Genomic DNA, 12188 nt, shown 5'->3' on the forward strand with positions numbered 1-12188 from the left:
CTGCGTAAATTTCAAGTAAAAAGTCGAATCCCTGGTGCAAGGGATTCGACTTTTTGATTATCTTATTTCAGTAAAATACTTACTCATTTAAGGATCCATTTTTGAATACTAATGTTGTATGTATCATGCATTCATCATTACTTCTCTCTTTTTCCTTCCCAAAACTGCAACCGTTCTTCATGGCTAACTTCTTTATGTATTTGATGCAGCATCCAAATATAACCAAAAGAGCCCATAAAAATAGCATTTGATACTCCGTGATCAGCCATTTCAGTAACTGCTTGTATTTCTGTACATCCCAAATTTATCGCTTTTCTGTAGGTCTCCTTAATGGTAGGGATAGTAAGGTTTGTCCAACTGGTTTTAGGATCGTCAGATTTAGGTGCGATTAAATAAAATGGCGGATTTTCATCTAGCAAGTGAAATTGAACACCGTATAAAGTGAAAACGGCTTCGTTTTCCCCTCTAGGAAAATCGGAAACTTCAATCCGTTCAACTTCAAATATTTCTTTATATAATTCCAATGCTTTTAAGCTGTCTGTAACTACCATATTAAATTCTACACCAATCATATATACACTCTCCTTTTAGAAGTTGAAAAATATTCTTTATCTCATCATTTCCCAGTCTTCAATTTAAGTGTCCCTACTTCAAATTTAATCATATAAAAATTGGAGTGAATATCAAATTAGCCTGGAATGTTAGTTCGATAAGTTCTATCAACCATGCATCATTTTATTCGAACAGTTTGACGTCTGGATTTCGCTTTAAAACGTGGACAAGCATGGCGTGCAACTGCCCCCGATGATGAAAGAAATGAGACTGTGTGTCCAAAAGCCACTCATAACGGGAATGTACAGCGCCAAAGAAGGATGTGGTCTCCCTTAACAACTCCTCTTCCTGTAGTTCAGAAATGCTGTTTCTTAGAAACGAGTAATTATCGATTAAAGTGGCCGCTATGGAATTAAGATTCGATTCTGGCTTTGTAACTTCGTAATAGTGGTCCAACTCCTCCTCCGAAGCCCCCAAGCCAATTAGGAAGTCAGCTTTGGATATAACTGACATATGGGCGAGCAGTTCACCGATCGACCATTTCTCTGCAGTTGGTTTAATATTCAAATCTTCATCACTCAACGTATCCATCAACTTGACTACAGAATCCACCGCCAAGTCCATCTGAAAAATAATCCCTTTACAATATACGTTCATCCGATATCCCCTTTCACTTTTTTTCTTTTTCCTAAATGATTCAAAAAACTGTGTTGATTTAAGCGTTAACTTTCAAAAATCTTAACCTTACTTTAGCACAACCAAAGCATAAATTATTTGATAAATTCTATAGCCACTCCTATTAAAACTCTTTACTATAATTGCTTCTCACTAATTAAAAGAAGATAAAAATCCCGTCTATACCGTTAACCAGGTATTTCTTATAATCTCATAAAAACACCAATAACTAGTAATACAGATAAAAACGGATGGCAAAGTTGCCACCCGCTTGTAGTTATTTTAATACACTGTCAAGAAAGCCGAAGACTTCTTCAAGGTTTTCCTTTGATTCAAATGGTTCTCCTCCATGGACAACCCCTTCCAAAAGTGTCAGCTCCACTTTATCTTCCCCTAAAACATCAGCCAGCTTTCCAGCAAAATCACTAGATTGCTGGACAGGTACGTTCGGATCAGCCGTTCCGTGCTGGATTAAAAAGGCCGGATCGTTTTCAGTAATGTAAGACTCCGGATTCGCTTTTTTCACTTCTTCCGTTTTCTCTAGGATATTGCGGCCCATATACTTGCTTTCCGGTGAATCGGCGGTGCTTCGGCTGCCTAATTTCGGTGTGATTTCCGATTCGGCAAACTGCTCATCTATTTTCAGAAAGTCAGTTTGGCCGTACCAGTCAACAACCGCTTGGACTTCAGAGGAAAAGTTGATGTTTTCGGTATTTTTACCATTCAGTGAACCATCATTTCCACTGGTCCCAACCAATGCGGCTAAATGGCCGCCAGCGCTGCCTCCCCATGCCGCTACTTTCTCAGGATTTACATTGTATTCTTCCGCATTTGCCTTCACATAACGGATAGCCGCTTTGACATCGCTGATGGCAGCTGGGAAAAACGCTTCACGCGACAGCCGGTAATTGACTGCTACGACCGCATACCCGCGGTTGAGGCCTTCTATCATGGCAGTGAGATCGGCACCCGTTTTATCCCCTTCCCTGAACCCGCCGCCGTGAATTGCGACAATAACCGGGAACGGTCCTTCTCCTTCATTCGGCAGGTATATATCGAGCTTCTGCGCTTCTGAATTGCTGCCGTAATCGAGATCTAAATATTTATTCTCAATAAATGAGGTATCAACTGTTTCAGCAGAAGGCTGCTTAGTTTCTGCCGCTTCGACTGTTTCTGTCGTTTCCGCTGCTTCACTAAGCTCTTGTACTGCTTCTTCAGTGGCATTTGTTGAACATCCTGCCAATAGTGCAGCTGCAAGGGACATGGATAAAATAGGTAAGACTGTTTTCTTCACTGTAGATCACTCCTAAGTGTTTTGTTTGTTCTTCTATAAACCGAGCATAACAAAACAATGTGACACAAAAATGGCAGAAAAACGATGCAAAACGCACGTTTTCTGCCAAAAACTTTTATATGTTTCTTTCTACGCTCTTTTAAGAGTAATCGTAAAAGTGGTTCCTGAATCGCCCTTGCTTTCAACACTGATTTTCTCTCCAAGCTGTTCCATGATTTCGAATGCAATGGAAAGCCCAAGGCCGCTGCCCGTACTGGTATGCGACAGGTCCTCTTTGGTAAAACGCCCGAATATGTGCGGCAAAAGTTCTTTAGATATTCCCGGTCCATTATCCGACACGATTATCTCTGCTTTTCTCCCTGTCGTTTTCGCATCAATCGTTACATTGCCTTGAACCGGCGTAAATTTAAATGCATTATCCAACAGAATCGTCAGGACTTGAACGATCCGGTCTTTATTCGAATAGGTCTCGGGGAGATTTTTAGCCCGTTCTGTAATATGAAACTCGAGCTCCATGTCATCTGCCAAAATAGCGAAAGGCTCGGCCACTTGTTCAATCACTTCTTTTGTATCAACCACTGGCTTATCAAAAGCCATTTTTTTATGCTGCAGCCTCGACAATTCCAGCAAATCGGCAATGAGTTCTTCCAGCCTCGCACTTTCCCTCAAAATGATGCTGTAGTATTGGTCGATTTTCTCAGGATCGGTCACCACATGATCTGACCATGTCTCTGTCAACGCTTTGATCGAAGCAAGCGGCGTTTTCAGTTCGTGGCTGATATTCGCGACATAGTCTTTGCGCATTTGCTCAAGCTGATTTTTCTCTTTAACAAAGACGGTAAGAAAAGCGAGGACAATGATCGTCCCGATTGCCAAAGTTACAAAGAAGACTAGGTAAAAGCCATTAAGAGCAGCTTGGTAAGCGCATGCCTCTTTTAATAAATAAATGCCGCCGGTCACTTTGTTATCTTGAACGAGTGGCTGACCGATGATAATAGCACGTGCAGAATACCCCGGCACGGGCTGGATTTCAATAGCCATTTTTCCGCTGTTGATTTTCGGCAAATAAGCGGCCAGTTTCTTGTTTACCTCAGCATCAGCAGAAGATTGCGGAATAGTTTCATCGTTGTAAACATCGATTTCTTTTCCATGGACATCAAATGCTTTCACTAAAAAATCATCGGTTCTGGTTATTTTGTCTCCATCCGCCACTTCTTCACCAATCAGCGTGAGAGGCGGCTGAAGTTCTTCAATTTTGGATTGGATAAAGTAATGCTTAATCGCAAAAGCCCCGAGTAGCTGACCGGATATAAAAATGGCTAAGATGACAAATGCAATCCACAACTTGCTTGAAAAGAGCTGCTTCATACATTTACCTCAAATTTATAGCCGACGCTGTAAACAGACTTTATGGAAAAATCGGGGGAAGCTTTTGCAATTTTTTGGCGGATCCGTTTGATCATCGTATCGACTGTCCGGGTGTCTCCCGTGTAATCATATCCCCAAACTTTGTACAGCAATTCTTCCCGGCTCACGACTTTCCCAGTATGGTTGACTAGAAATGCCAATAGCTCCACCTCTTTTGCCGTCAGCTCAATCACCTGTTGATTGACATGGACTTCATATCCAGTAATGTCTATCGATAAGTTGCCTGCTTTTAAGAAGTGAGGACTTTCTTTTTTTGGCTGCACCCGTTTCAGAATCGTTTTGATCCGGACTACTACTTCCCGAGGTGAAAAAGGCTTGGTGATATAGTCGTCTGCGCCGATCTCGAGGCCAACAATCCGGTCCACTTCTTCACTTCTGGCGCTGAGCATTAAAATTGGAATATCACTGGTTTTGCGTATCTCCTTGCATACTTCCGTTCCAAAGAGGCCAGGCATCATAATATCAAGCACCACTAAATCAAAATGTTTTTCCTCCAGCAGCTCCAGTGCTAATTTTCCGTCATAAGCCGATACACTCTTCATCCCCTCGGCTTGCAGATACGCATTGATGCTCTCGTGGACAGCGACATTATCATCACATATTGAAAAATAAAGCAATATCCACAACTTTTGAACCTGTTTCACTTTATTGTGGTACACCCACTCTAAAGAAGAGAAAAACTTAAAAACAAGTTTTCCTCTTCGTGTAAGCGATAGTGTGAAAAGTTGACTGTTCTCTTCTTATTTTTTCACCGATTCATCATTATGGCATAAAGCTCATCCAATTGACTCTCAAACCTCGGAATCAACGATCTCCGTTCCTCTTCTGGCAGCTCTATAACAGGGCTTGTCAATTTATGGGCTGTTTCCTGCAATGAATCAAATTTTGGAATCATCTCACTATCCATATTGCTTCTGGCGAAGTTAATTTCTGAAACGACAGAAGAAATAAGACGATAACTTTCTGAATCAGGAGATATGGAGTATTGTTCTTCAACACTTAAACTGTTCCATTTCCCATGAATGGACAGTACCAAATCTTTAGGTTCACCAAACGAGCTGCTTTCAATTTGCTGTCCATAGCCTTTTGGATTCGCTGGATTGTGCTTAGACATTTCTAATTTCTCAGACTCAGTGGCTTGCACTACTTCCTCTTGAATTTTGGGAGATTCGGAATCTCTTATATTTACTGAAATCACTAATGTAATTAAACAAACTAAAGTGAGCAAAGGAACCGCTACAATCAATTTCCTCATCAAACCACCTGTTGCCTTTCTATTAATATATTCTTTTTCTGCAATTTCTCATTACTTTCTTCACTCATTCTCGCTAGCTTGGACAATCTCCTCTTTTCATTTTGAAGCAAATGTTTGAAAACCACTTACATTTTCATACCTGTTTTTCTGTGGGTTGCTTATTGGATGCTCTTAACTTTAATGTCAGTAAATAGATAAAAGCAAGACATCCATAACAAAAAAGAGAGAAAAAACGGTACTGCACCCCAAAAGTTAGAGTTAAAAATCTAACTTTTGGGGTGTTTTTCTATGATGAAATATAGCGAAGAATTTAAACTGAAGCTGGTCAACGAGTATTTGGCTGGCCCGTTGGGTTATCCACGCTTAGCCCGAAAATACGGGATATCCAGCCACGGGCAAATAGCACGCTGGGTGCGGGCTTTCCAGGCATTCGGAAAAGAAGGATTGCGGAACAGGCAAAAAAACAAGGTGTATTCTGTTCAATTCAAATTGGATGTATTACACTTTATGAAACAAACAGGCGCTTCCTACCAGGACGCAGCGATTGAATTCAAGATGCACAACCCGACGCTTATTGTGAAATGGAAACAGACATTTTTGGCGGAAGGGGCAGGAGGCCTGAGAAAGAAAGGACGGCCACCCATGGCGAAAAATTCGAAAAAGAAACCGGCAAAACCGGCTGGGACGATGTCCCGTGAAGAACAACTTGAACGCGAGAATGAGCTTCTCCGTTTGGAAGTCGCTTATTTAAAAAAGTTGAACGCTTTCCAGGAGAATCCGGATGCCTACCTCGAAAAGCACAAGCAGCGCTGGCATTCGAACTCCAAAAAGAAGGATTCCGATTAACGGATGTGCTGGAGATCGTCGATCTGCCAGAAGCGACGTATCATTACCACCGCCAGCGATTTGGGTTGGAAGATCCGGATCTGGAATGGAAAACGTTGATTCTGGCGCTCTTCGAAAAACACGACGGCCGTTACGGGTATCGCAGGATCTCTCTGGAATTAAAGGCGCAAGGGTACGTCATCAACCACAAGAAAGTCCAGCGCATCATGGGCGAATTGAACCTCACTTGCGTAAAGTTCATTCGGAAATCGCGCTATCGTTCCTATAAGGGGCAAGTAGGCACCATCGCCAAAAACCGGTTGAACCGCCGGTTCCACACCACGCATGCCTTGCAAAAAATCGTGACGGACGTGACGGAATTCAAATGTGCAGGAGAAGAAAAGCTGTATTTGAGTCCGCTGATGGATCTCTACAACGGGGAAATCATTGGCGTGAGTATGGCGAAACGCCCAACCCTCGACTTCGTCATGGAATCGTTACGGAATGCCCTGCCAGTCATCGGAGAACAAGCCAGGTATCGGACCACCATCCATTCCGATCAAGGTTGGCATTACCAGCACCGATACTGGGCGAAGACATTGAAAGAGAACCGGATTTTCCAAAGCATGTCCCGAAAGGCGACGTGTGCCGACAACGCGGCCATGGAGAACTTCTTCGGCCTGCTTAAACAAGAGATGTATTACGGAGAAGAATTGGTCCCCTTCGAAGAACTGAAACTGAAAATTGAACGGTACGTCCATTACTACAACCATGAACGCATCAAGCAAAAATTGGCCGGCATGAGCCCGGTGAACTACCGAATTCATGCCAGCCAATTAGCTGCATAACTGAAACTCTAACTTTAAGGGGTCACTACCAACTTCAAATGAAGTTCCTTCTCTCTTGATGACAACCTATAAAACTGATTTTACTTTTCCAATTTCACACGCTGGAGGCGCAGCGCATTCAATACGACGGATACCGAACTGAATGCCATCGCCGCTCCTGCAAGCCAAGGCGCCAACAAGCCAACTGCGGCAATTGGAATTCCCAGGGTATTATAAGCAAATGCCCAAAATAAGTTTTGCTTGATATTGCGCATCGTTTTGCGGCTCATAATGATCGCTTCGGCGATGCTGTTCAAGTCGCCTCGAATCAATGTGATGTCCGCAGCTTCCATCGCCACATCGGTCCCTGTACCGATGGCCATGCCGATATCCGCTGTAGCCAGTGCGGGTGCGTCATTGATGCCGTCGCCGACCATCGCCACTTTCTTGCCTTGCAGCTGCAATTTTTTCACTTCATCCGCTTTGCCTTCCGGAAGCACTTCCGCAATCACCGCATCAACGCCCACTTCTTTGCCGATGGCTTGCGCGGTCCGCTCGTTGTCCCCCGTCATCATGATGACTTGAATGCCCATTTCCTTAAGGCGGCGGATGGCTTCGCGGGAAGTGTCTTTGATGGTATCCGCCACAGCTACCATCCCGGCGTATTGCCCATTAATTCCCGCTAACATCGCTGTTTTTCCCTTGCTCTCGAGTTTTTCCATCTCAGGCAAAACTGAGACAATATCAATGCCATATTGCTCCATCAATTTGCGTGTGCCAATGACAACCGCTTGGCCCGATACTGTTGCTTGCACTCCGTACCCCGGGACTGCTTCAAAATATTGCACTTTGCCAAGCTCGATGCCTTTTTCCTGGATTCCGTGGACAATGGCTTGGGCCAATGGATGTTCTGATTGTTTCTCTGCTGCGCCGATGAGCGATAAGAACTTCTCTTCGTCCTGTCCTTCGGCAATTACAACATCCGTCAATTCCGGTTTCCCATGCGTAACCGTACCCGTTTTATCAACGACTACGGTGTCAATGCTTTGGGTCTGTTCCAAATGCTCGCCGCCTTTGAACAGAATGCCCATTTCCGCTGAACGGCCAGAACCTGCCATGATGGACGTCGGTGTTGCGAGGCCCAGTGCACACGGACAAGCAATGACCAGCACCGCGATTAAGACTTCCAGGGCCGGGGTAAAGTCGCCCGGTTGCACCCAGATAAACCATACCAAGAATGTGAGGAAAGCAATCCCGACGACAATCGGCACGAAGATGCCTGAAATTTTGTCGGCCAACCGCTGAATCGGCGCTTTCGTGCCTTGTGCGTCTTCCACCACTTTAATGATTTGTGCCAGCGCGGTGTCGCGTCCGACTTTCGTGGCTTTCATTTGGATGAATCCATTGCTATTGATCGTTGATCCATAAAGGGCATCGCCTGCTGCTTTGTCCACCGGCAGACTTTCTCCCGTCAGCATCGATTCATCAACCGCTGTGCTGCCTTCCAGCACTTCGCCGTCAACCGGAATTTTTTCTCCCGGTCGCACGAAAATAGTGTCACCGATCATCACTTCTTCCAACGGCACTTCTTTTTCTACTCCGTTACGAAGAACGGCTGCCGTTTTCGCCTGAAGGCCCATCAATTTCTTGATGGCTTCAGATGAACGGCCTTTTGCTTTCGCTTCAAACAATTTCCCAAGAATGATCAAAGTGATCAGCACCGCACTGGTTTCAAAATACAGTTCTGCCCCGTGATGCGTGCCGGCTGTGACAATTGCCTGATAGACACTGTAGAAGTAGGCTGCCGATGTTCCCAGGACCACCAGCACGTCCATATTGGCGCTGCCATTTCGAAGCGCTTTATAGGCGCCCACGTAAAATTGTTTCCCTATATAAAATTGAACCGGTGTTGCCAGAAGCATCTGGAACCACGGGTTCATCAGAATTTCCGGCACATAAAGAAATGAGGTGAAGGAAAAATGCCCGACCATCGTCCACAACAACGGCAGCGACAAAATGGCTGAAATGATGAATTTCCGTTTTTGGTCCTGGATTGCTTTTTCCCGGTAATCCACCCGTTCCACATCTTCTTGCTGTTGATGTGCGCCGTAGCCCAATTTCTCCACTTTCGTAATGATGTCGCCAATGCTTACTTCCGAAGGATTGAATTCAATCGTCGCTTTCTCCAGCGCCAAATTGACGTTCGCAGAAGCAACTCCTCCTAATTTATTGATTCCTTTTTCAATGCGCGTTGCACAAGCGGCACAGGTCATGCCGGTTATATCAAATTCAGCTTTCTGTTTCACGACGCCATAACCCAGCGCTTCGATTTTCTTCTCAAAATCTGCTTCGCTCAATTTTGCCGGGTCGTAGTGAATGGATGACTTTTCAAGTGCCAAGTTGACGTTGGCTTGTTCGACGCCTTCCATTTTACTTATCCCTTTTTCAATCCGGGTCGCACACGCTGCACAGGTCATGCCCGTGATCTGGAAATTTGCTTCTTTTGTTTCCGTAGCCATTAAGTTCCCCTCCTCCTCTATACTATATGGGGGTATACATCTTTTAAAAGTAAAGAGTGCTGTGAAAGCACTCTTATACTACTTCATATCCTTGGTCTTCGATTACTTCTTTGATTTCATTCAAAGATGATTTGCTGTTGTCATAAGCCACTGTAACTTCACCTTTGCCAAGATCCACTTTTACAGCGGATACCCCTTGGAGTTCACCGACACTTGATTCCACTGCGTTCACACAATGCGCGCAAGACATGCCTTGTACTTTTAATGTTTCATTCATGATTTTTTCCTCCTAAAATAATGATTGTTAATATGTTATCAATAATGATGATTAAGATTCTGCTTCCATGTTTACTTTGTCATGGTTTTCATTACATCCATCAATTCATTGATCGCTTCTTCGCCTTTGTTTTCCTTGATGGCTTTTGAAACACAATGATGGGTGTGGTCTTCCAGTAAGGCCAGCGACACTTTATTCATCGCAGACTGAATGGCGCTGACTTGATGCAGTATGTCCACACAGTAACGGTCGTTTTCTACCATTTGGTGAACTCCGCGAACCTGTCCTTCAATCCGTTTCAGCCGGTTCAAAAGCTGCTGTTTATTGGGTTGTACTGTGGTCTTTAATGTTTTTTCCATGAACTGAACCTCCCAATTCAATATACCCTATACCCGTATTATACAAGTAAACTTATGGAATGTCAAAGCATGTGATTTGATAGTTGATTGGTTTCAGGAATTTCTCTGAGCATGCAAGTAGAAAGCTTCCCGTGCTAGGAAGTTTTTGTGTCATTTTAAAATCTTGGAAAATGCAGGCTACCTCGCTGACAATTCACTTTCTGTTACCCATTTATGATTTTTTACCAGTTCTCCGTCCGTTGATGCCGAGTAGTCAACCATGTAAACTGTCGTCTGTTCAGCAGAATCAATGGTTGCCTCTGCCCCTTCCATGCCTTCCATATGATCGGCTTCTACTGCTACTTTATCGCCTGGCTCATACGGCTCTTCTTTTGCTCCCTTAATTTCTTCATGAACAATCCATTTATGGTTTTCCACTTGTTCTCCGCCAGTAGTCGGTGTATATGAAATCGCATAGACCGTCGTATCAAACGCGCCGACAATTGTTGCTTCAGCGCCGTTCATGCCCTCCATATGATCTGTATTTATTATGGCCTTGCTGCCCACTTCAAATGCCGGACTTTCTGCTTCTTTCAAGCCTTTTGGCACTTCACCTGAACTTGAATGATCCATGTGTCCATTCTCTTCATGGTTCATCCCAGTATGCTGTTCTTCCTGAGCACCAGTGGAACAAGCTGCTAAAAGAAAAACAAGCGTCAGAGTTAAAGAGTGAAATATTTTTTGTTTAAATTTCATTTTGATGCGCTCCTTTATTTCAGTTCTACTATCTTTAATAGACGGTAGCAGCGTGAATTTCACTTGCTTATTTTACCTGTACGGGGTATGGGAATGCCTAAAAAAATTTAACGACCATTGCATTGTATTAAGTTCTTCTACAAACCACGCAATAGTTATCCAGAATATTCATATAGCCAATCAGAATCAACTCTATTCCTTTTCTTTACACCTCCTCCTTCTCAATGTTAAGCATTGTAACGTGGTTTGAATGAGAAATGCTTTTTATCCCTTCGGCAGTACAATCTTCTGCATATGAAACTGTAATTTCAACGTGCTGATCTTGCATTCTTTTACTTTATTAACTTTACATCCCTACTATACAATACCCCCCTATCGTATGTAAAGTTATTATTATCGAACATTTGAATAAACATTGTTTCTTTTCAAGAACATAGCATCCTATAAATTCCAACTTAAAAAAACCCCTGCTTTCCCCGTGTGGCTAAAGAGAAAACAAACTTTGCCCAGCTCGTTAAAACGTTAAAAAGGAATTGATTTTGCAATCAATTCCTTTTTGGCTTGTATTAAATTTTTTTCATCCCATAAAATACATAACTGTAATCACGTGAATTTCCATGATAAAGAGCTATTTCTTGTTTTAGTGTGTTCACTACTGCCAAAGCTTCGGGCGTGTCTTGGTATTTGTCTTCCATCTTCTTAAGATTTCGCTCAAGTGGAAGGTAATAATCGTCAGTCCAATCTTCCTTTGGCAATACAAATGAAAAGAGGTAAGCATATTCCGACTCAACAATTTGATTCACTTTATTAGAAATGGTATCGATTTCTGGATATCCTTGCTGCCAAAAATCTTTGCTTTCTTTAGAAGGGTTTGCATGCAGCCAGGAAATTTCGCTGCATACAAGAAAGCCGCCTTGCTTTAAAAAGGTTTTCCACTCTTTGAGCCCTTTTTGGAATCCGGCAATATAAATGGAACCTTCTGCCCAAATCAAGTCGAAGGTTTCTGGAGGAAAATTCAGTTCCAGCATGGAAGCATTCAAGACAGTTACTCTGTCTGCTAATTCTTTTTTGCGGAGTTGATTTTTCAGCCCATTCAAATACTGCTGATTGGTATCAACAGCCGTTATATGGACGTTCGGAAAGCTTTCCGCCAAAGTCAGTGTATGAATTCCATTTCCACAGCCTAAATCTAAAATATTCAGCTCTTTTTCTGTAGCTATATTTACTAGAGAAATTGCTTTTTTTGTTGATTGTGCGCTTCCAGGTGATAAACGCTCCAATCCATCAAAAGCTTCAAAAAAATATTTTTCCATCAATTAGACACTCTCCTTAAAATTTTGATTGGATTTTATTCATAGCCTTCTTCTAAGTGTGCACCAAAAGTAAGACAACATCCAGTAGGTTAATTAGTACTCCATAACGGGTATAGCAATCCTAGACAT

Annotated in this window: 12 protein-coding genes and 1 pseudogene; 2 read left to right on the forward strand and 11 right to left on the reverse strand. The window is 43.0% G+C overall.

What is annotated here, in order from left to right:
- Positions 1-137 precede the first annotated feature (137 nt).
- From QWY16_RS10870 to QWY16_RS10895, 6 genes are all read right to left on the reverse strand, one after another.
- Entirely contained in the window at positions 138-572 is a 435-nt protein-coding gene (locus QWY16_RS10870) for a VOC family protein (RefSeq protein WP_300989251.1), read from the reverse strand.
- Between the two features lie 163 nt (positions 573-735).
- Entirely contained in the window at positions 736-1209 is a 474-nt protein-coding gene (locus tag QWY16_RS10875) for a DinB family protein (protein ID WP_300989252.1), read from the reverse strand.
- 295 nt (positions 1210-1504) lie between these two features.
- Positions 1505-2521 carry an alpha/beta hydrolase fold domain-containing protein gene (locus tag QWY16_RS10880; RefSeq protein ID WP_300989253.1) on the reverse strand — a complete coding sequence of 339 codons (1017 nt, stop codon included), beginning with the start codon at positions 2519-2521 and terminating at the stop codon, positions 1505-1507.
- 129 nt (positions 2522-2650) lie between these two features.
- On the reverse strand, positions 2651-3889 hold the full coding sequence (locus QWY16_RS10885; RefSeq protein ID WP_300989254.1) for a sensor histidine kinase: 1239 nt from the start codon (positions 3887-3889) through the stop codon (positions 2651-2653).
- The gene (locus tag QWY16_RS10890) at positions 3886-4575 is read right to left on the reverse strand and encodes a response regulator transcription factor (protein WP_300989255.1); all 690 of its coding nucleotides are present in this window, start codon (positions 4573-4575) and stop codon (positions 3886-3888) included. Before QWY16_RS10890 ends, QWY16_RS10885 begins: the two co-directional genes overlap by 4 nt.
- A 122-nt stretch (positions 4576-4697) precedes the next feature.
- A complete protein-coding gene (locus QWY16_RS10895; protein ID WP_300989256.1) occupies positions 4698-5204 on the reverse strand; it encodes a hypothetical protein in 507 nt (168 codons plus the stop codon).
- Positions 5205-5492: 288 nt separating this feature from the next.
- Between QWY16_RS10895 and QWY16_RS10900 the strand changes: the two genes are divergently transcribed.
- Both QWY16_RS10900 and QWY16_RS10905 read left to right on the forward strand, forming a co-directional pair.
- Positions 5493-6050: a helix-turn-helix domain-containing protein gene (locus tag QWY16_RS10900; protein WP_300989257.1), complete on the forward strand. Its 558-nt coding sequence runs from the start codon at positions 5493-5495 to the stop codon at positions 6048-6050.
- A pseudogene (locus QWY16_RS10905) lies at positions 6011-6877 on the forward strand (IS3 family transposase); the annotation flags it as partial. The gene QWY16_RS10900 and the pseudogene QWY16_RS10905, both read left to right, overlap by 40 nt.
- An 80-nt stretch (positions 6878-6957) precedes the next feature.
- Here the strand turns inward: QWY16_RS10905 and QWY16_RS10910 are convergent.
- From QWY16_RS10910 to QWY16_RS10930, 5 genes are all read right to left on the reverse strand, one after another.
- A complete protein-coding gene (locus QWY16_RS10910; RefSeq protein ID WP_300989258.1) occupies positions 6958-9375 on the reverse strand; it encodes a heavy metal translocating P-type ATPase in 2418 nt (805 codons plus the stop codon).
- 73 nt (positions 9376-9448) lie between these two features.
- Positions 9449-9652 (reverse strand): copper chaperone CopZ, encoded by a 204-nt coding sequence (gene copZ / locus QWY16_RS10915; RefSeq protein WP_436837139.1) that lies wholly within the window; start codon positions 9650-9652, stop codon positions 9449-9451.
- A 71-nt stretch (positions 9653-9723) separates the two neighbouring features.
- Positions 9724-10011 (reverse strand): metal-sensitive transcriptional regulator, encoded by a 288-nt coding sequence (locus QWY16_RS10920; protein ID WP_300989259.1) that lies wholly within the window; start codon positions 10009-10011, stop codon positions 9724-9726.
- Between the two features lie 177 nt (positions 10012-10188).
- The gene (locus tag QWY16_RS10925) at positions 10189-10746 is read right to left on the reverse strand and encodes a YdhK family protein (RefSeq protein ID WP_300989260.1); all 558 of its coding nucleotides are present in this window, start codon (positions 10744-10746) and stop codon (positions 10189-10191) included.
- A 566-nt stretch (positions 10747-11312) separates the two neighbouring features.
- Positions 11313-12059, reverse strand: a complete 747-nt coding sequence (locus QWY16_RS10930) for a class I SAM-dependent methyltransferase (protein WP_300993406.1) — start codon at positions 12057-12059, stop codon at positions 11313-11315.
- Positions 12060-12188 lie beyond the last annotated feature (129 nt).

It is taken from the genome of Planococcus shenhongbingii, from assembly GCF_030413635.1.
Taxonomy (GTDB): domain Bacteria; phylum Bacillota; class Bacilli; order Bacillales_A; family Planococcaceae; genus Planococcus; species Planococcus shenhongbingii.